General features: G+C 61.0%; 20 protein-coding genes and 2 riboswitches. Of the genes, 8 read left to right on the forward strand and 12 right to left on the reverse strand.

Translation table 11 applies throughout. The features are described from left to right. The first annotated feature begins 10 nt into the window (after positions 1–10). Entirely contained in the window at positions 11–796 is a 786-nt protein-coding gene (locus tag ARCT_RS0123085) for a carnitinyl-CoA dehydratase (RefSeq protein ID WP_027242208.1), read from the forward strand. Positions 797–1,029: 233 nt separating this feature from the next. Next, complete coding sequence (locus ARCT_RS0123090; RefSeq protein ID WP_027242209.1) at positions 1,030–1,902, forward strand: SDR family oxidoreductase; 873 nt, start codon at positions 1,030–1,032, stop codon at positions 1,900–1,902. A 99-nt stretch (positions 1,903–2,001) separates the two neighbouring features. On the opposite strand, the gene dxs is transcribed toward ARCT_RS0123090, so the two are convergent. From dxs to ARCT_RS0123120, 6 genes are all read right to left on the reverse strand, one after another. After that, on the reverse strand, positions 2,002–3,930 hold the full coding sequence (gene dxs / locus ARCT_RS0123095) for a 1-deoxy-D-xylulose-5-phosphate synthase (protein ID WP_027242210.1): 1,929 nt from the start codon (positions 3,928–3,930) through the stop codon (positions 2,002–2,004). 40 nt (positions 3,931–3,970) lie between these two features. Further along, positions 3,971–4,834 (reverse strand): polyprenyl synthetase family protein, encoded by an 864-nt coding sequence (locus tag ARCT_RS0123100; RefSeq protein WP_027242211.1) that lies wholly within the window; start codon positions 4,832–4,834, stop codon positions 3,971–3,973. Between the two features lie 4 nt (positions 4,835–4,838). Continuing rightward, the gene (locus tag ARCT_RS0123105; RefSeq protein ID WP_027242212.1) at positions 4,839–5,090 is read right to left on the reverse strand and encodes an exodeoxyribonuclease VII small subunit; all 252 of its coding nucleotides are present in this window, start codon (positions 5,088–5,090) and stop codon (positions 4,839–4,841) included. Further along, positions 5,087–6,013, reverse strand: coding sequence for a histone deacetylase family protein (locus ARCT_RS0123110; protein ID WP_027242213.1), 927 nt, complete (start codon positions 6,011–6,013; stop codon positions 5,087–5,089). Before ARCT_RS0123110 ends, ARCT_RS0123105 begins: the two co-directional genes overlap by 4 nt. A 220-nt stretch (positions 6,014–6,233) precedes the next feature. Next, complete coding sequence (locus ARCT_RS0123115) at positions 6,234–6,935, reverse strand: response regulator (RefSeq protein WP_027242214.1); 702 nt, start codon at positions 6,933–6,935, stop codon at positions 6,234–6,236. Then, entirely contained in the window at positions 6,932–7,468 is a 537-nt protein-coding gene (locus tag ARCT_RS0123120; protein ID WP_051360970.1) for a MarR family winged helix-turn-helix transcriptional regulator, read from the reverse strand. Before ARCT_RS0123120 ends, ARCT_RS0123115 begins: the two co-directional genes overlap by 4 nt. 172 nt (positions 7,469–7,640) lie before the next feature. Between ARCT_RS0123120 and ARCT_RS0123125 the strand changes: the two genes are divergently transcribed. Beyond that, a complete protein-coding gene (locus ARCT_RS0123125; RefSeq protein WP_027242216.1) occupies positions 7,641–8,507 on the forward strand; it encodes a branched-chain amino acid aminotransferase in 867 nt (288 codons plus the stop codon). A gap of 154 nt (positions 8,508–8,661) precedes the next feature. Here ARCT_RS0123125 and ARCT_RS0123135 read toward each other — a convergent pair whose 3' ends face one another. After that, positions 8,662–9,090 carry an organic hydroperoxide resistance protein gene (locus ARCT_RS0123135; RefSeq protein ID WP_027242217.1) on the reverse strand — a complete coding sequence of 143 codons (429 nt, stop codon included), beginning with the start codon at positions 9,088–9,090 and terminating at the stop codon, positions 8,662–8,664. A 122-nt stretch (positions 9,091–9,212) separates the two neighbouring features. Between ARCT_RS0123135 and ARCT_RS0123140 the strand changes: the two genes are divergently transcribed. After that, positions 9,213–9,656: a MarR family winged helix-turn-helix transcriptional regulator gene (locus tag ARCT_RS0123140; RefSeq protein ID WP_027242218.1), complete on the forward strand. Its 444-nt coding sequence runs from the start codon at positions 9,213–9,215 to the stop codon at positions 9,654–9,656. A 53-nt stretch (positions 9,657–9,709) separates the two neighbouring features. On the opposite strand, the gene ARCT_RS0123145 is transcribed toward ARCT_RS0123140, so the two are convergent. Then, on the reverse strand, positions 9,710–10,651 hold the full coding sequence (locus ARCT_RS0123145) for a DMT family transporter (RefSeq protein WP_027242219.1): 942 nt from the start codon (positions 10,649–10,651) through the stop codon (positions 9,710–9,712). 96 nt (positions 10,652–10,747) lie between these two features. Between ARCT_RS0123145 and ARCT_RS0123155 the strand changes: the two genes are divergently transcribed. Beyond that, entirely contained in the window at positions 10,748–12,259 is a 1,512-nt protein-coding gene (locus tag ARCT_RS0123155; RefSeq protein ID WP_027242220.1) for a malonate--CoA ligase, read from the forward strand. 23 nt (positions 12,260–12,282) lie between these two features. On the opposite strand, the gene ARCT_RS0123160 is transcribed toward ARCT_RS0123155, so the two are convergent. Genes ARCT_RS0123160 through aroC form a run of 3 tightly spaced genes read right to left on the reverse strand, consistent with a single transcriptional unit; the run spans position 12,283 to position 15,013 of the window. Continuing rightward, positions 12,283–13,227, reverse strand: a complete 945-nt coding sequence (locus ARCT_RS0123160; RefSeq protein WP_027242221.1) for an AEC family transporter — start codon at positions 13,225–13,227, stop codon at positions 12,283–12,285. Then, positions 13,224–13,910, reverse strand: a complete 687-nt coding sequence (locus ARCT_RS0123165) for an HD domain-containing protein (RefSeq protein ID WP_027242222.1) — start codon at positions 13,908–13,910, stop codon at positions 13,224–13,226. Before ARCT_RS0123165 ends, ARCT_RS0123160 begins: the two co-directional genes overlap by 4 nt. Further along, entirely contained in the window at positions 13,907–15,013 is a 1,107-nt protein-coding gene (gene aroC / locus ARCT_RS0123170; RefSeq protein WP_027242223.1) for a chorismate synthase, read from the reverse strand. Before aroC ends, ARCT_RS0123165 begins: the two co-directional genes overlap by 4 nt. Before the next feature lie 251 nt (positions 15,014–15,264). Then, positions 15,265–15,361, forward strand: a riboswitch (TPP riboswitch). A gap of 32 nt (positions 15,362–15,393) precedes the next feature. Between aroC and thiB the strand changes: the two genes are divergently transcribed. Genes thiB through ARCT_RS0123185 form a run of 3 tightly spaced genes read left to right on the forward strand, consistent with a single transcriptional unit; the run spans position 15,394 to position 18,585 of the window. Next, entirely contained in the window at positions 15,394–16,374 is a 981-nt protein-coding gene (gene thiB, locus ARCT_RS0123175) for a thiamine ABC transporter substrate binding subunit (RefSeq protein WP_027242224.1), read from the forward strand. After that, the gene (locus ARCT_RS0123180) at positions 16,350–17,906 is read left to right on the forward strand and encodes a thiamine/thiamine pyrophosphate ABC transporter permease ThiP (RefSeq protein WP_027242225.1); all 1,557 of its coding nucleotides are present in this window, start codon (positions 16,350–16,352) and stop codon (positions 17,904–17,906) included. Before thiB ends, ARCT_RS0123180 begins: the two co-directional genes overlap by 25 nt. Then, positions 17,893–18,585 carry a thiamine ABC transporter ATP-binding protein gene (locus ARCT_RS0123185; protein WP_027242544.1) on the forward strand — a complete coding sequence of 231 codons (693 nt, stop codon included), beginning with the start codon at positions 17,893–17,895 and terminating at the stop codon, positions 18,583–18,585. Before ARCT_RS0123180 ends, ARCT_RS0123185 begins: the two co-directional genes overlap by 14 nt. A gap of 46 nt (positions 18,586–18,631) precedes the next feature. On the opposite strand, the gene ARCT_RS0123190 is transcribed toward ARCT_RS0123185, so the two are convergent. Continuing rightward, positions 18,632–19,072, reverse strand: coding sequence for a 6,7-dimethyl-8-ribityllumazine synthase (locus tag ARCT_RS0123190; protein ID WP_027242226.1), 441 nt, complete (start codon positions 19,070–19,072; stop codon positions 18,632–18,634). 86 nt (positions 19,073–19,158) lie between these two features. Beyond that, a riboswitch (FMN riboswitch) is annotated at positions 19,159–19,371 on the reverse strand. Positions 19,372–19,430: the final 59 nt, after the last annotated feature.

The raw sequence follows: 19,430 nt of genomic DNA on the forward strand, positions 1-19,430 counted from the left end.
CGCAGTGGAGATGACAGAGGGACCCGTGAAAACCCGGCGCGAAGGCGCCATTCTGGAGGTCACCCTGGACCGGCCCAAGGCCAATGCCATTGATCTGGCCACCAGCAAGGTGATGGGCGAGGTGTTTCGAGATTTTCGCGATGACCCGGATTTGCGGGTGGCGATTCTGACGGGCGGCGGCGAAAAGTTCTTTTGCCCCGGTTGGGATCTAAAGGCTGCCGCTGATGGCGATGCGGTGGATGGCGATTATGGCGTTGGTGGTTTTGGCGGCTTGCAGGAGCTGCGCGACATGAACAAGCCGGTGATTGCTGCGGTGAACGGCATCGCCTGTGGCGGCGGGTTGGAGCTGGCAATCTCGGCCGATATGATCCTGGCCGCAGATCACGCGACTTTTGCGCTGCCCGAAATCCGCTCCGGCACGGTGGCGGATGCGGCCTCGATCAAGCTGCCGAAACGTATCCCCTATCACATCGCCATGGAGCTTTTGCTGACCGGGCGCTGGTTTGATGCCGAGGAGGCCAATCGCTGGGGGCTGGTGAACGAGATTGTGCCCGGCGATCAGCTGATGACCCGCGCCTGGGATCTGGCGCGCCTGCTCGCCTCGGGGCCACCGCTGGTCTATGCGGCGATCAAGGAGGTGGTGCGCGACGCGGAAGATTGCAAATTCCAGGATGCGATGAACCACATCACCCAGCGCCAGCTGCGCTCTGTTGATGTGCTCTATGCCAGCGAGGATCAGATGGAAGGTGCCCGTGCCTTTGCTGAGAAACGCGACCCGGTCTGGAAGGGGCGCTGAGAAGAGGTCCTGAGAAGTGGCACTGAGAAGTGGCAGGGGGGGGGCTCCCGCCCCTGCCGCAGCAGTCAAAGACTGCCGCTTTAGGGTTGGGCCCGGCAGCGCGCTTGCACGCGCTGCCTGTCGCTGTCTTGCCAGCCGCGCGCGTAAACGCAACTGTCAGGTCTTGATAAAAGAGCGGCATGGGATTGGAAACAAGCCTTGCGCCTTTGCGCCCTTCTGGCCAAATAGTGCCCATGCAAAAAACGCTTCTTTGTCTTGGATGTGGATATACGGCGCGCCGTCTGGCGCCGCAGCTATTGGCGCGCGGCTGGCGGGTGATTGGTACGGCGCGTGAGCCGGTTGCGGTCCCAGGTGTGGAGATGATCACCTGGCCCGGAGAAGAGATCTCTTTGGCTGGCGTCACGCATGTCCTCAGCTCGATCGGGCCAAATGCCTCTGGTGATCCTGTTCTGGCAGCTTTACGCGATGAGATTGCGGCCGCCGCTGCGGGTTTGGAGTGGTTCGGGTATCTATCGACCACGGCTGTCTATGGCGACCGGGGCGGCGACTGGGTGGATGAGACCACGCCCGTTGCGCCGACCAGCGAACGCGGCACCTGGCGGACCCTGGCTGAGCAACAATGGCAGCAAATCCCGGGTCTGCGGTTGCATATTTTTCGCCTGGCCGGAATTTACGGCCCCGGGCGTGGCCCCTTTGCCAAGCTGATGGCGGGCAAGGCGCGGCGCATTGTGAAACCGGGGCAGGTGTTTTCCCGCATTCATGTGGATGATATTGTGCAGGCGCTGCTGGCCTCGATTGACGCGCCGAACCCGGGCGGGATCTATAACCTCTGCGATGATGACCCCGCCCCGCCACAGGACGTTCTGGGCTACGCCGCAGAGCTGCTGGGGCTACCCGTGCCCGCCGAGGTGCCCTTTGACGAGGCCGGCATGACCCCAATGGCGCGCAGTTTTTACGGTGAAAACAAGCGGGTCAGAAACCAGCGCATCAAGGATGCGCTGGGGGTGCAGTTGCTTTACCCCAGCTACCGCGAGGGGCTGTGTGCAGTGTTGGCAGCCGAGGACATGGAACGCTTTGTGCCCCCGGCAGAACCGCCGGCGCTATAGTCCTGCCCTCTTGCCCCGTTTTATTGTCGGCAGGCACAATGTGTTTCTACAGGGCGATCCTGGGATCTTGTTCTTTGCCTGCTGTTCTTGGGATGAGCCCTAGGCCCGCTTTTCCCCGATCTGCGCCACACCCAGCACCTCCAGCACCTTGGCTTCGATCTGGGGGGCGTTCATGGCGGCGGTCTCGTACATATCGGCGGGGCTGGCCTGGTCGATGAAGGTATCAGGCAGCACCATGGAGCGGAATTTGAAGCCCGCGTCAAACACACCTTCATCTGCCAAAAGCTGCGCCACATGGGAGCCAAAGCCGCCAACGGCGCCCTCTTCAATCGTGATCAGCGCCTCGTGGTCGGCCACCAGTTGCAGGATCATCTCGCGGTCCAGCGGTTTGGCAAAACGGGCATCGGCAATGGTGGGGGTGATGCCCTTGGCCGACAGGGCCTCGGCGGCCTTGCGGACTTCGCCCAGGCGGGTGCCAAAGGAGAGCAGCGCCACGCGTTTGCCCGCTTGGATCATTCGGCCCTTGCCGATCTCCAGCAGTTGCGGAACCTCGGGCATCTCGACACCCTCGCCCTCGCCACGGGGGTAGCGGAAGGCGATGGGGCCCGCGTCATGGGCGGCGGCGGTATGGACCATATGCACCAGCTCGGCCTCGTCAGAGGCGGCCATCACCACCATACCGGGCAGGTTGGACATAAAGCCGATGTCGAAAGAACCGGCGTGGGTGGCGCCATCCGCGCCTACCAGACCGGCGCGGTCGATGGCAAAACGGACCGGCAGGCGCTGGATGGCGACATCATGCACCACCTGGTCATAGCCACGCTGCAGAAATGTCGAATACATCGCGCAAAAGGGCTTCATCCCGCCAGCGGCCAGCGCGGCGGCAAAGGTGACGCCGTGCTGTTCAGCAATGCCCACGTCAAAGCAGCGCGAGGGGTAGCGTTCCGCCATCAGCGACAGGCCTGTGCCATCGGGCATGGCGGCCGTGACGGCGCAGATCTTGTCGTCCTTGGCGGCCAGTTTCACCAGCTCATCGCCAAAGACGCCGGTATAGGAGGGCGCATTGGAGGGGGTCTTGTGCTGTTTGCCGGTGACCACATCAAATTTCGCAGTGGCATGACCCCTGTCGCGGGCGGCCTCGGCGGGGGCGTAGCCTTTGCCCTTTTTGGTCAGCACATGGATCAGGATCGGACCCTTGGCGCGGGCCTTGACGGTGCGCAGCACCGGTAGCAGCTGGTGCAGGTCATGGCCGTCAATAGGTCCGATGTAGGAAAACCCAAGCGATTCAAACATGGTGCCGCCCACGGCCAGGCCTTTGAGCATGTCTTTGGCGCGTTTGGCGCCCTCGCGGAAGGGTTCCGGCAGCAGCGAGGCGGCGCCCTTGGCCACGGCCTTCAGCTCTTGAAAAGGTTCCTCGGCATAAAGCCGCGACAGATAGGACGACAGCGCGCCAACCGGCGGTGCGATGCTCATCTCATTGTCGTTGAGGATAACGATCATCCGCTTGTTCAGATGGCCGGCGTTGTTCATCGCCTCAAAGGCCATACCGGCCGACATCGACCCATCGCCGATCACCGCAATTGCCTCGCCCAGACCCTCGGGCACCACGCCGCCCAGATCCCGGGCCACCGAGAATCCCAGCGCGGCAGAGATTGAGGTGGAGCTATGGGCGGCGCCAAAGGGGTCGTAGGGGCTCTCGCTGCGTTTGGTAAAGCCCGACAGCCCGCCCTTGGTGCGCAGGGTGCGGATACGGTCGCGGCGTTCGGTCAGGATTTTATGAGGGTAGCTTTGATGCGAGACATCCCAGATCAGTTTGTCCCTGGGGGTGTTGAACACCGCGTGCAGCGCCACGGTGAGTTCAACCACGCCCAGGCCCGCGCCCAGATGGCCGCCAGTGGTCGAAACCGCCGAAATGGTCTCTTGCCGCAGTTCATGCGCCAGCTGCACCAGTTGGCTATCACTCAGCCCCTTCATATCCGCAGGGCGCGCGATCTGGTCCAAAAGCGGGGTAGAGGGCCGGTCAGACATGGTGTTTCCTTGTGGCGGGCGGAGCAAGTAGGTTCCGGTGTCAGCTGTCTCGCGCAATAACGAAGCGGGCGGTCTGCTTCAAGGTTTCTCCCTCATCCCCGTAGGGGGCGAGGGCCGAGCAGGCCTCGTCGACCAGGTCCCGTGCGCGCTGTTTGGCAGGCTCCAGTCCCAGGAGTGAGACAAAGGTCGCCTTGCCGGCATTGGCATCTTTACGCAGGGCCTTGCCGACCTTTTGCGCATCGCCTTCAATATCCAAGATGTCGTCGGCGATCTGAAATGCAAGGCCAAGGGCGGTTGCATATTGTGTTAATGCACTGGGATCATCGCCAGAAATCACCGGCCCAACGGTGGCAGACCAATTGATCAGGCAGCCAGTTTTGCGGTTCTGGAGCCGGGTGATCTGGTCCAGGGTCAGAGGTGTTGTAGCGGTTTCCGCATCAATATCCAGCATCTGCCCCTGCACCATGCCGGAGCGGCCAGCCGCGCGGGCCATGAGCCGGATAAGCTCTAGTGCATGGGGGCCAAATTTTGCATCGGCCAAAAGGTCAAAGGCCATGGTCTGCAGCGCATCGCCTGTCAGCACCGCTGTTGCCTCGTCCCATTTTTTATGGATCGTCGGCAGGCCGCGGCGCAGATCGTCGTCATCCATGCAGGGCAGATCATCATGCACCAGGGAATAGGCATGGATGCATTCAATGGCGACCGCCGCGTCCAGGGCTGCCTCTGATTCCACGCCGTGAAGGCGCGCGCTTTCCAGCACCAGGAAACCGCGCAGCATCTTGCCGCCCATCACCGCATGCAACATTGGCTTTCCCAGGGTGGCCCCCACAGGAATGAGAGTGTTCAGGCGGGCAGAGATCTCTTGTTGCGCCTGTTTCAGCGCCACAGTGAAGGGAACAGCCATGCTGTTATCCCGCGTCCAGAGCCTGGGTCGCAATCGGCGTGCCGCTGGCATCCAGCGTCAGGGAGGCGACCTTCTCTTCGGCGCGTTTGAGTTCGTCCTCGCAGCGTTTTTTGAGCTTGGCGCCGCGTTCATAAAGCGCGATCGAGGCATCCAGCGCCACGTCGCCGCGTTCCAGTTGGCCCACGACGGTTTCCAGTTCGCGCATGGCTTGCTCAAAGCTCATCTCTTCCACGGAGGGGGCGGTGGTCTCGGTCATGTCGCTGCCTTTATCAATTCTTCCACATGTGCGCGCGTGGCCTGCGCTAGCGCGTTCAGATCATATCCGCCCTCCAGAGTCGAGACGATACGGCCCTGACACAGCTCAGCCGCCAGAGCGCAGAGTTCAGCCGTGAGCCAGGCAAAATCTGTGGTGCTCCAGTTCAGACTGGCCAGGGGATCGTCGCGATGGGCGTCAAAGCCAGCCGAGATGATGATCAGCTCTGGCTGAAAGGCGCGCAGCCGTGGAAAGGCCTGATCGGTATAGGCGGCGCGCATCTCAGTGCCCCCCGATTCGGGTGGCAGGGGCAGGTTGAGGATCTGACCATATACGCCATCTTCATCGGCGCGACCGGAGCCCGGCCAAAGCGGCATCTGCTGGCTGGTGATGAACAGGGCGCGGGGCTCATCCCACAACAGGTCCTGGGTGCCATTGCCGTGATGAACGTCAAAATCCACCACGGCGACCCGTTTCAATCCATGATGATCCAGCGCATGTTTGGCGGCCAGGGCGGCGTTTCCAAACAGGCAAAATCCCATGGCAGTTTCGGATTCGGCATGGTGCCCCGGCGGGCGAATGGCGGCAAAGGCGTTTTGCACCTCGCCCCCCAGCACCATATCGACGGCGCGCACAGCGGCGCCAGCCGCGCGAAAGGCCGCGTCCAGCGAGTCGGGCGAGATGAAAGTATCGCCGTCAATCTGCGCATAGCCTTTGCTAGGGCGGGCGGAACGTAGATCGCGCAGATGATCCACAGGGTGAATGCGCAGGATGTCATCCTCGGCCGCCATCGGCGCAGGCACCCGTTTCAGATCCAGCGTTTCCAGCGCGTGCAGGACGTGTTCAAGGCGGGCCACCTGTTCGGGGTGACCTTCTGGGGTCTCGTGGCGCAGGCAATCAGCGTGGGTGATCAAAGCGGTTGTCATTCGGTATAGTCCAGAGCGTCAGGGTGGAAAGCAGGGGGCGCGATAGGCTCAAAGCTTAGAGCCGAGGTTACCCCCGCGACAAGGCGGAACTCAGCGGGACCGCGCAATGTGGGACAGAGCAATGTGGGACAGCGCAATTGCCCAGAGGGCGACGACAATGGGGAGAGGGCAGCAGGGGTGAGCCACACCTGATCTTTTGTGCCTGATCTATTGTGCCTGATCAATCCGGCGCCAGCATATAGCCTGCGCCCCGGACGGTTTGCAGGTATTGCGGCTGTTTTGGGTTCGGCTCGATCTTGCGGCGCAGCCGGGTGATCTGAACATCCACCGCGCGCTCCTGTGCCTGGCCACGATCCCGGCCCAGATCCTCGACCAGTTTGGCACGGCTGACGGGTTCTCCGGGGCAGGCCGAAAAGATCTTCATCAGCTGGCTTTCGGTGCCGGTCAGCCGCACCAGATCATTGCCCTGCCACATCTCTCCGCGTTCGATATTATAGCGGATGTCGCCAAGATGCAGCACCTTGGGGGCACTGTCCTGCGCCGAGGTATCCGGCACCCGTCGCAGGATCGCATTGACCCGCAACAGCAGTTCTTTGGGCTCAAAAGGTTTGGGGAGGTAGTCGTCTGCGCCTGCTTCAAAACCGGTGATACGGTCCTCTGTATCGCCCTTTGCGGTGAGCAACAGGATCGGCGTGGTCATGGTTTCGCGCAGGGATTTGGTCAGCGAGATACCGTCTTCGCCAGGCATCATCACATCCATGATGATGAGATCAAAATCGAGCCCGGCCAGTACCCGGCGCGCATGGGCGGCATCGCGCGCCGCAGAGACCAGAAACCCAGCCCGCATCAGGAACTTCTTCAGCAATCCGCGAATGCGCTCGTCGTCGTCTACGATCAGCAGATGTGAGTCAAATGTGCTCATGATCCACTTTCCCGCAGATTGATATAGGCCCGGCGCATATCCGCATCCATCATGGCCTCCAATACCTTTTTGAAACCCTGAACAGCCTCCGGCCCGGCGTCTTTGTAGGCGGCGCGCATGCGGGCGCGCTGGGCATCCGAGAGCTTGGCCTCCAGCTGTCTGCCCGCCTCGGTGAGGTGCAAATGGCGCTCGCGCTTGTCGGTGACACCAACCCGGCTTTCGACCAACCCATCGCTGATCAGAGTGCGCAGCACCCGGTTGAGCGATTGTTTGGTGACGCCCAGGATGGTCAGCATATTGTTTACGGTGGTACCGGGGGCGCGATTGATAAAGTGAATGGCGCGGTGATGGGCACGCCCATAGGACATCTGTGCCAGAATGCGGTCCGGATCAGCCGTAAAGCCACGATAGGCAAAGAACATTGCCTCGATCCCCTGACGCAATTGTTCATCGGTCAAAAACAACAGGCTTTCGCCGCCATACCCCTGGCTGGATCGCCCCATTGACCGCCCGCGTGAGCCACCCTCAGACATGGTGCTCTCCCCTCTACTCGCCTAAAGTCCCTGACAGTCAGTTTATGTCAGCTATATTGACATTCCAAGAGTGAAGATGTATCGAATCGCAGCTTTGGCGCAACAATATGTCCACTTCGGACGTATGTGGCGCAACTTTTGAAAAATGTAACTGCTTTGAGGAGGCTGTGGCATGGCTGGATACGATGATCGGGACGGCTTTATCTGGATGGACGGAGAGCTGGTCGACTGGCGAGATGCAAAGGTGCACATCCTGACCCATGCGATGCACTATGCGTCGTCTGTCTTTGAAGGTGAGCGGGCCTATAACGGTAAGATCTTCAAAAGCCGGGAACATTCCGAGCGCCTGATTGCCAGTGCCCAGGCGCTGGACATGCCGATGCCCTATTCGGTGGATGATATCGAAGCCGCCAAAGAAGAGACCCTCAAGGCGTCTGGGCTGCAGGACGCCTATGTCCGGGCCCTGGTCTGGCGCGGCTCTGGCGAAGATATGGGCGTGGCCTCGGCGCAGAACCCGGTGCGCATGGCGATCGCGGTCTGGGGTTGGGGTGCCTATTATGGCGATGCCAAGATGCAGGGCGCGAAACTGGATATCGCGGAATACAAACGCCCCAGCCCCGAGACGATCCCGGTTCACGCCAAGGCGGCGGGCCTCTATATGATCTGCACCATCTCCAAGCATAAGGCCGAAGCCAAGGGCTGCTCGGATGCCCTGTTCATGGACTATCGCGGCTATGTCGCCGAGGCGACCGGCGCCAATATTTTCTTCGTGAAAGACGGTGAAGTACATACGCCGCTGGCGGATTGCTTCCTCAATGGGATTACCCGGCAAACCGTCATTGCTATGCTGAAGGACAAGGGAATCACCGTGCATGAGCGCCGGATCCTGCCCGAGGAGATGGAAGAGTTCGAGCAGTGCTGGTTAACCGGCACCGCCGCCGAGGTCACACCAGTTGGTGAAATCGGACCCTACAAGTTTGAAGTCGGCGAGATGACCCGTGACATTGCTGCCGCCTATGAAGCCCTGGTGCGCAGCTAGTCGCAGCTGCTGTTTTCAAATTGAAAAAGCGCGGAAGATACCTTCCGCGCTTTTGCTGTATGAGCATCTGGCGATGCGGTGGCCGCCTGTGGCTGCTTCATTTGGCCTAAAATATCCCGGAGCGCGAGGCAGAGCCTCGCATATCTCTTCCGCCTTATAGAACCTCTGTCGTAACCTCGACATTGCTACGTATGGCATTGGAATAGGGGCAGATCTTGTGACCTGCATCGACGATGCGCTCGGCTTGGGCTGCGTCAAGCCCGGGCATGGTCACCAAAAGGGCAACGCTCAGGCCAAAACCACCCTCAGGATTGGGGCCAATCCCCACATTTGCAGTGACCGATACATCAGCGGGAACTTTGGCCAGGCTTGCATCCTGTGTGGTGGCAAACTGCATGGCGCCAATAAAGCAGGCGGAATAACCAGCCGCAAAAAGCTGCTCTGGGTTGCTACCTTTGCCGTCTCCGCCCAGGGCAGGTGGCGCGGCCAGAACCAGATCGAGACCGGATTCTGCAACTGTGGCGCGGCCATTGCGGCCTCCGGTGGCAGTGCCTTGCGCAGTGTAAAGAGGGGAGATGCTCATGTTTGGGATCCTCGTTTTGCATTATGATCGCGAGTGAATAAATCGTACACGATTTAAATAGGTGAGATTGAGAGAGGTGGCAAGGGGTTGCGGTTTGATCGCGTGCGATTTATTTATCGCCAATGATGCACCAATCCCTTTGCCTTGATGACCTGCTGTGCTTTGCGCTCTATTCCGCCAATAACGCCATGGGGCGGCTGTATCGGCCACTGCTGTCGCAATATGGGCTGACCTATCCGCAATATCTGGTGCTTGTTGCCCTGTGGCAGCACGACGGCCAGAAGGTGAACGATCTGGGCAGCGCATTGAACCTGGAATCAAATACGCTCACCCCTCTCTTGAAACGCATGGAGGCGGCTGATCTGGTCACGCGCAAGCGAAACCCTGAGGATGAGCGCAGTGTGATTGTCTCATTGGCTGCCAAAGGTCTTGCCTTGCAAAAGGAGGCAGCAGCCATCTCGCGCTGTATCCTGGAGGCGGCGGGGGATGATCTGGCGGATCTCATTTCTCTCCGCGACAAGATCCAGAAACTGGCGGTGCGGTTGAACGCAAAGAGCCAGGCCTAAAAGGCTAAGACCCAAGCGCGATATGGGCCGAGGGCGCAGCGCGCATGGATAGCTTACCCGCCTTTCGGATCGGTCAGAGATTTGGCCTTGCCACGTTCCAGGCCAAGGCGGCTCTCACGCCAGATCACCAGGATATTGCCGGCAATCACCAGACTGGCCCCCGCCAGCATGACAATAGTTGGCAGTTCTTCAAACCAGATGTAGCCGAGCACAATTGCAAACAGCATCGAAACATAGTCATAGGGCGCCAGCATTGACGCAGGTGCAAAGCGGTAGGACGAGGTGATCAGGATCTGCGCGACACCGCCAATAATCCCGGCGCTGATCAGCAGGAACAGCGTGGTGAGATCCGGTATCACCCAGCCAAACGGCAGGGTCAGAAGAGACAGCAGTGAGGCGGTGACGGAAAAGTAAAACACAATGGCGGCCGTGTGCTCTGTCATCACCATCCGGCGAATGTGAATCTGCACAAACCCACGCGCCACCGTGGCTCCCAGAATCAGCATGACCCCGACAAAGGCGGTGCTGGACATATCCATGCCGCTGGTCAGCCGTGGATAGATCATGATCATCACGCCCAAAAGTCCAATGCCAACAGCAGTGATACGTATCAGGCGAATGCGCTCTCCCAGAAATACGGCGGCCAGGATCAGGGTAAAGATCGGCGTCGCATAGCCAATGGCCGTGACCTCTGGCAGGGGCAACATGCCCAGCCCCATAAAGGTCATCGCCATCGCCGAGGTGCCAACCAAGCCGCGCAGCACATGCCCCAGGGGGCGTGTGGTCTTGAGCCCGTGTTTCAGATCACCGCGCATCGACAGCCAGACAACAATGACGGGAATGGCAAAAAACGAGCGAAAGAACACCGCTTCGCCGGCAGGAACCACGTCCGAGACCGATTTGATCACAGCAGAGAGGCCGGTAAACAGCCCAATGGCAGCGACCTTGAGGGCGATGGCGAGCATAGGTCGATGCGATGTTAAGGAAATGGCCATGAGCGGGACCCTGCGCCCCTGCGACAAAAAGATCAATGGCTTGATTTCCGTACCAGCCCCGGCGCAAATTACACCAAAAGTTGAGGAGCCCTTTGAATGTATGATGAAAACCATCTGATTTCGCAGCTATATGCAGCCAGTGAAGGGCAAGAAACCCGCAATTTTGCCACCTTTCCAGCCCGCGCCAGTGTCACGTTTGGGGAGTTGTTTACAGGGGCTGAGCGCAACGCGGCGGCCCTGGTGGCGATGGGGGTTCAACCCGGAGACCGGGTGGCGGTGCAGGTTGAAAAAACCATCGAGGCGATCCAGCTCTACCTCGGAACCGTCATGGCGGGCGCAGTGTTTTTGCCGCTGAACACCGCCTATACGGTGCCCGAAGTGGCTTATTTCCTTGCCGATGCGACGCCTCGCGTGCTGGTTTGTGACCCGGCGCGGCGCGATGAGATGGCAGAGATCGCTGGCGCCGCCCAGGTGGTGACGCTGGATGCCAAGGGGCTTGGCTCGCTGACCGATTCGGTGGTCGGGCGCGGTGGTTTTGCACCGGTGGCGCGCGGGCCAGATGATCTGGCGGCTATTCTCTATACTTCAGGCACCACCGGGCGTTCCAAAGGGGCGATGCTGAGCCATGAAAACCTGGCTTCAAACTCGCTCACTCTGCGGGACTATTGGCAGTTTACCAGTCGCGATGTGTTGATCCACGCCTTGCCGATCTTTCACACTCACGGGCTGTTCGTCGCCACCAATGTGGCGCTGTTTGCAGGCGCGCAACTGGTCTTCCTGTCTGGATTTAACGCGGATCAGATCCTGGAGGCGATGCCCCGCGCGACGGCCCTTATGGGGGTGCCAACCTTCTACACCCGCCTGTTGCAGGATCCGCGCCTGACGCCGCAGCTGGCAGAGAATATGCGGCTGTTCATTTCCGGTTCGGCGCCCCTGTTGGTGGACACCCATGAGCAATGGCAGGCCCGCACCGGGCACCGCATTCTGGAACGCTATGGCATGACCGAAACCAATATGAGCACCTCCAACCCCTATGAGGGCGAGCGCCGCGCTGGCACCGTGGGATTGCCGTTGCCCGGGGTTGAGGCCCGTATCATGGATCGGGGGCATGAGGTTGCCAGGGGCGAAACAGGCGTGCTGGAAGTGCGCGGTGCCAATGTCTTTCAGGGCTATTGGCAGATGCCGGAAAAGACCGCCGAGGAGTTGCAAGCGAATGGCTGGTTCATCACCGGTGATCTCGCCCGGCAAGACCTTGATGGCTATATCACCATTGTGGGGCGGCAAAAGGATCTGGTGATCACCGGCGGTTTTAACGTCTACCCCAAGGAGGTCGAGAGCCTGATCGACGATCTGCCCGGGGTGCTGGAAAGCGCCGTCATTGGCGTGGCACATCCCGATTTTGGCGAAGCTGTGGTGGCCGTTGTGGTGCCCGAAGCGCAGGCCAGTCTCAACACTGCAGACATTGCCGCGGCGCTTGGCGCTCAGCTGGCCAAGTTCAAGCAGCCCAAACATATCGTGCTGGTGCCCGAGCTGCCCCGCAACACCATGGGGAAGGTGCAGAAAAAGGCGCTGCGCGAGGACTACGCGGATCTGTTTGCTCAGCCCTGACCTGCCGGGTCCAGGTCAGTCCGTCAGGTCAAGACCCACAACAAAACAGTCAGCGTGACAAAGGCGCAGCTGGTCCCAGCGAGCATGGCCAGACTGGCAGCGCCCTCCAACCCCTGACGCTGGGCCAGGACGGTGTAGATGCCAAACATTGGCATCGCCGCCGACAGGATGACCGCGCTGTGCAGCGCGGGCGGCAGCGTGATCAGCCCCATGGCCAACAGGGCAGCCGCCATCAGCGCGACCAGGGCTGGATGCAGCAGCAGTTTGGAGGCCGCGATCTGCGCCGCAAGCGAGCGATTGCCATGCAGCGGCAATCCCACCAGCGCGCCGCCGATCACCAGCAGGGACACGGCTCCGGCGGAGACCGCAAGCATGTCGATAAATCGCATGAAGGGACCGGGAAGGGGCAGGCCGACCAACGATACCACCATTCCCAGCGCCAAACCGATGAGCATCGGCATTTTGGCCAGATCCAGCAGGATGCGCCGCAGTCGTGGCAGCAGCGGCTGGTCAACGCCATTGCCCGCCAGTTCGACCAAAATCAGGCAGACCGGCACCAGCAGCAGGTTTTCCACCAGCAGGTTCAGCGCCAGAATGATCCCGGCCTGATCGGGAAAGGCCAGCAGCATGATCGGATAGCCGACAAAGGCATTGTTGGGGCAGGTGGAGCCCATGACTCCCAGCGCGCGGCGCTTGGGGTCTGTGCGGCGCAGCGTGAACAACAGATAGGACAGCGCCACCGTCGCCAGCCCGCCAAGGGCATAGACCACGACATATCCGGGCTGGAAAACCTGCACCGGACTGCGCGCGGCCACAGCGGCAAAGATCAAGGCAGGCAGGGCGATATTCAGAACATAGCGCCCCAACACGCGCATATCATCCGGGCTGAACCAGCCTTTCCATACCACCAGATAGCCCAGTGCCAGAGCGGCGTAGATGGGAAAGGTGATGGCGAGAATGTCGATCATTTCAGCAGCGCGGCCCAGTGGTCTGGCAGCTCGGTGTCCATTTCCTTGGCCAGTTGCCGCAGATAGGCCAGCATCAACCGCGCGCGTTTGCGGGCGATCTTGCGGCCCTTGTCAGTGGCCATGTCGCCGGGAAGTTTCAACAGTTTCAGATGCCAATGATCAATCGACCAGATCTGATCATCCAGCGGCCGGTTGGCGGCAAAGGGATCATCGGGATCACACAGCGGCCGGTCAATTGTGCCCGCCACCATAAAGGTGCGCGCGATGCCAACAGCACCCAAGGCATCCAGCCGGTCTGCATCGCGCAGGATCAAAGCTTCCAGGCTGTTGGCGGGCAGCCCCGCAGAAAAGCTATGGGCTTCGATCACATGTTGCGCGGCGGCGATTTCATCGCTGCTATAGCCCAGACCCTGAAGAATAGGCTCTGATTTTTCTGCCGACAGCCGCGAGGCGGTCTCGCGCTGGGGGTGATCCTTTGGCAGGTTGACCAGATCATGCAGATAGGCTCCGGCAATCAGCACCCGCAGGTTGACCCGGTCAGGTGTTTTTTCATTCTCATCGCGGGCAATCCGGTGGGCATTGGCCCAGACCCGGTCAAGATGGGCGATGTCATGGGCCGGATCCTGTGCCATCTGCACCTCTGAGATGCGGCGGAGCTGGATCTGCAGCTGGTCCAGGCTCATGCGCCGATATGGCCCTGATTGCTGCCAATCTGGCCGCGATGCAGCAGCAGATGGTCCAGGATCACACAGGCCATCATCGCCTCGGCCACCGGTACGGCGCGAATCCCAACACAGGGATCATGGCGCCCCTTGGTGATGACCTCGGCAGCGGTGCCATCCTTGCGGATCGACTGGCGCGGCGTCAGGATCGAGGAGGTTGGTTTGACGGCAAAGCGCACCACAACATCCTGGCCGGTAGAGATCCCCCCGAGAATGCCGCCTGCATGGTTGGAGGAATAGACGGGCTGACCATCGTTGCCCATGAAGATTTCATCGGCGTTTTGCGAGCCCTTCAGGCGGGCGGCATTCATGCCTTCGCCAATCTCCACCGCTTTGACGGCGTTAATCGACATCATCGCGGCTGCCAGATCGGTGTCGAGCTTATTATAGATCGGCGCGCCAATACCGGCGGGTACACCGCGGGCGACCACTTCGACCACGGCACCAACGGAATCATGGGCCTTGCGTAAGCCCTGGAGGTAATCCTCCCAGTCCTGAACGGCACCGGCATCTGGGATCCAGAAGTCATTCTGGCCGATCGTCTCCCAGTCAAAGCGGGACCGGTCGATCTCCATCTCGCCCATCTGGGTCATGTAGCCGGTGATCTGCAGATCCGGCACCAGCGACTTGATGGCCTGGCGCGCCACCCCGCCGGCGGCCACACGGGCTGCGGTTTCGCGGGCTGAGGAGCGACCGCCGCCGCGATAGTCGCGATTGCCGTATTTCTGGAAATAGGTGATGTCGGCATGGCCGGGGCGGAAGGTCTGGGCGATATCGCCATAGTCCTTGGAGCGCTGGTCGGTGTTTTCGATCATCAGCTGGATTGGCGTGCCGGTACTCTTGCCTTCGAAGACGCCGGACAGGATCTTGACCGCGTCGGGCTCGTTGCGCTGGGTGGTGTTCTTGTTCTGGCCGGGGCGGCGGCGATCCAGCCATTGCTGTAGCATCTGAGGGTCCAGCGGAACATTTGGTGGGCAGCCGTCTACGGTTGCCCCCAGCGCCGGTCCGTGGCTTTCGCCCCAGGTGGTGACGCGGAAAAGATGGCCAAAGCTGTTCATCGACATGTGCTGGGATCTCCTTTGCGGGTTGTGCTTAGCGAGCCAGGGGCTGTGGCTCAAGGGCTATTGCACTGCGATGTCCCCGCGACGCAGCTTGGGGCAGGGCAATTGGGGGCGCTGCCCCCGCCGCCGCTGGCGGCTCCCCCGGGATATTTTTGGCCAAATGAAGCCGGGACCGGTCAGCCTGGACAGGCGGGTGAAACTCTCAGGTCGGCGCAGGGTTTGGCTTGCCTTTAAGGCGGTAGAGACCTAGGAGAGAGGACACCTCGGGGTGCTTGGGAGACCCAAGCTGAGAACAGACCCGTTGAACCTGAACCGGCTTGAACCGGCGGAGGGAAGGTTTCGGAGCTGCTCCACCCTTGCCCGATGCCGCAAAGGAGGATGCCATGAAGTATTCTGTTTTTGCAGCAGCAGTATTGGGAGCGTCGGCTGCATATGCTGATACACCCGAGCTGACTGTCTATACCTATGACAGCTTTGTTTCCGACTGGGGCCCTGGTCCTGCGGTGGAAAAAGCATTTGAGGCCCAGTGTGGCTGTGATCTGAAGCTGGTGGGGGCCGGCGATGGCGCGGCGCTGCTGGCAAGGGTCAAACTGGAGGGGGCGCGCTCGGATGCGGATGTGGTGTTGGGGCTGGATACCAACCTGACGGCGGCTGCGGCAGCAACCGGGCTGTTTGCCGAGCACGGGGCGACAGCGGACTATAGCCTGCCCCTGGCCTGGGAAGACGCAACCTTTGCCCCCTATGACTGGGGCTATTTTGCCTTTGTGCACAATGCGGATGCTGTGGCAGTGCCGACGGATTTCAAGGCGCTGGCCGCCAGTGACATGAAGATCGTCATTCAGGATCCCCGCTCATCGACGCCCGGGCTGGGCCTGCTGATGTGGGTCAAGGCAGCCTATGGCGATGAGGCTCCGGCGGTCTGGGCCGATCTGGCGGACAATGTGGTCACCGTGACCAAGGGCTGGTCCGAGGCCTATGGGCTGTTTCTGGACGGGGAGGCCGATATGGTGCTCTCTTATACCACCTCGCCGGCCTATCACCTGATTGCCGAAGACGACGCCACGAAAGCCGCTGCCGCCTTTGATGAGGGCCATTACATGCAGGTTGAAGTTGCAGGCATTCTGGCGGCCAGTGACCAGCCTGAGCTGGCGCGTGACTTCATGCAGTTCATGGTTTCTGAGGAGTTTCAGTCGGTGATTCCCACCACCAACTGGATGTACCCATCGGTAACACCAGCGAGCGGCCTGCCTGAAGGGTTTGAAACCCTGATTACCCCGGTCAAATCGCTGCTTTTGCCAGCGACTGAGGCCGCAGCGCTGCGTGACAGCGCATTGGGCGAATGGCTCGACGCGCTGAGCCGATAAGCGCGCTTCCCGGTGCTGGCGCGGCCCTGATTGTGGCCGCGCTGATCCTGGGGACGCTTGCGGCGGTGGCTTTGCGGGCTGAGGCCGGTCGGGGCTTTGCTGCCAGTGACTGGGCTGCGCTGCGGTTTACCCTGACGCAGGCGGTGTTGTCTGCGATTATGAGCGTCGGGCTGGCGATTGGTCTGGCGCGGGCCCTGGCACGGCGGCGGTTTCTTGGGCGCAGCGCATTGATCACACTGTTGGGGGCGCCGTTTATTCTGCCGGTGATCGTGGCGATCTTGGGATTGCTGACCGTCTTTGGCCGGGCAGGCTGGATCAGCCAGGTGTTGATGTTCTTTGGGCTGGAGCCTTTGCAAATTTACGGGCTGCACGGTGTGGTGCTGGCGCATGTGTTTTTCAACCTGCCGCTGGCAACACGGTTGATTCTGCAGGGCTGGCAGGAGATCCCGGCGGAACGCTTTCGCCTGGCGGCGCAGGTAAATGCCGGACCTGGCGCCATGTGGCAGCTGCTGGAAGCGCCGATGCTGAAGCGGGTGGTGCCCGGAGCTCTGGCGGTGGTTTTTGCCATTTGTCTGTCGAGTTTTGCCGTGGCGCTGACGCTGGGTGGTGGTCCGCGGGCGACCACGATCGAGCTGGCCATCTATCAGGCCTTTCGGTTTGATTTTGATCTCGGCCGGGCGGCGCTGTTGTCAGCACTGCAGCTGGGGCTGACCGGGAGTGCTGCATTTGTGGCGCTGCGGGTCTCTGACAGTGAGGGCGTTGGCGCTGGGCTGGATCGGGTGCTGCGGCGGTGGGATGGAGATAACCACCTGGCGCGGGGTCTGGATACGGCCTGGATTGTATGTGCGGCACTGTTTTTGATCCTGCCTCTGGCGGCAGTTGTTGTCGCTGGGATCTCTGGGCTGTTCCTGTTGAACGCAGGGGTCTGGATGGCAGCGCTGACCTCGGTTCTGGTTTCTGCTCTCAGCACCCTGTTGTTGCTGTGTCTGGCGCTGCCGATGGCGGCAGCCGTGGCCACGAGGCGCAGCACATTGATCGAAGTTGCGGGCATTTTGGGGCTTGCGGCCTCGCCTCTGGTGATCGGCACCGGGCTGTTCATCGTGATTTATCCCTTTGCCGATCCCTTTGCCCTGGCGCTGCCGGTTACGGCGCTGGTCAATGCGGTGATGGCGCTGCCCTTCGCCCTGCGTATTCTGGTGCCGCGCGCCCGCGAGGTGATGATGCGCTATGGCAGGCTGTCGCTGTCGCTGAACATGGCGGGAGGACCGTTTTTGTGGCGGGTGTTTCTGCCGCGGATGCGGGCGCAGATTGGCTTTGCCGCCGGGCTGGCAGCGGCTCTGTCGATGGGCGATCTGGGCGTCATCACCCTGTTTGCCGACCCCGATGTGGCCACCCTGCCGTTGCAGGTCTACCGCCTGATGGGGGCCTATCAGATGGAGGCGGCAGCCGGGGCGGCGCTGTTGTTATTGGTGCTGTCGATGGGTGCATTTTGGATTCTGGATCGCGGAGGCCGGTGGCATGCTGAGGCTTGATAGCTGTGAAATAGCAAATGGCGCCTTCACCCTGCAGGCGGACCTTGAGATCAACAAGGGCGTAAAGCTGGCCATTATCGGCCCTTCGGGGGCGGGGAAATCCACCCTGATCGAGGCGATTGCCGGGTTCTTGCCGCTGCATGAGGGGCGCATTCTCTGGCAGGGGGAGGATCTGAAGGATTTGCCACCAGGGCAGCGCCCGGTGGCGATGCTGTTTCAGGATGGCAACCTGTTTCCCCATCTCACTGTGGCGCAGAACGCAGGCCTGGGGTTACGGCCAAATCTGCGCCTGTCCAGCGCAGAGCACGGCCAGGTGCAGAATGCGCTGAGCCGCGTCGGGCTGAGGGATCTGGCGGCGCGCAAACCGGCGGCCCTGTCCGGCGGCCAGCAAAGCCGGGTGGCACTGGCGCGGGTTTTGCTGCAGCGGCGCGATATCTTGCTGCTGGATGAGCCCTTTGCGGCCCTTGGGCCTGCCTTGAAGGATGAGATGCTGGATCTGGTGGCGGAAATTGCCGATGAGACCGGCTCCACGGTGCTGATGGTCAGCCATGACCCCAAAGATGCCCGTCGCATCGCCGAGCAGGTGGTCTTGGTGGCAGAGGGCAGGGTGCATCCGCCGCAGGCCACGGGGGCGCTGCTGGACAACCCGCCCCCGGCGCTGAAGGCTTATCTGGGCTAGGGCGGCGGGCAGTGGACCCAGCCAGGGCCCACTGCCGTTTGCAATATCAGGCGACAGCGGCCAGTTTCTGGCGCGATTTGGCGATCATCAGCGCAGCATTGGCGGCTTCGCGGCCCTTGTCTACAAAATGGGCGCGGTAGATGGCGTTGTGGTGGTCGGTTTCCTGATACTGATGCGGCGTCAGCGAGACCGAGAGCACCGGCACGCCGGTATCCAGCCCAACGCGCATCAGCCCGTCAACCACGGACTGGGCAACAAAATCATGGCGGTAGATGCCGCCGTCCACCACAAAGGCGGCGCAGGCTATGGCGGTATAGCGGCCGGTTTTGGCCAGATCCTGAGCCATCAGCGGCATTTCAAACGCGCCGGGCACGTCAAAAATATCAACCTGTTCGGCGGGGATAAGCTGGGTGAAGCCAAGCAGAGCCTGGTCAACGATATCGGCATGCCATTGTGCCTTGATAAAGGCGTAGCGGGTGTGTGTCATTGGTATCTCCTATAGGTTTGACACGTCACCCAAGGCGATAACGAGCGGCACAACTGCACCCGGCCGCAGCCGAAAGCAGTCTTGTCGCACGTTCTCTTCCATCCGGACTATGACCGTCGGCTCTGGAATCACACCAGATCTGCTGACACTTCCTTGTTTGCTCCACAGCACAGTCCGAAAACCGGTTCCCACTTTTCGGGCTGTGGAGGCGTCAAACGCAAAAGCCGCTCGCGGGCTTATGACGGGACACCCCGCCACATACCGCCGGTGGGGAATTTCACCCCGCCCTGAGAACAGCGAGACCCTGCCAAGAAGTGAGACGATGTGCAAGATGTGATAGCGCAGCTGACGCCGCGCT

The organism is Pseudophaeobacter arcticus DSM 23566 (assembly GCF_000473205.1).
Classification (GTDB): domain Bacteria; phylum Pseudomonadota; class Alphaproteobacteria; order Rhodobacterales; family Rhodobacteraceae; genus Pseudophaeobacter; species Pseudophaeobacter arcticus.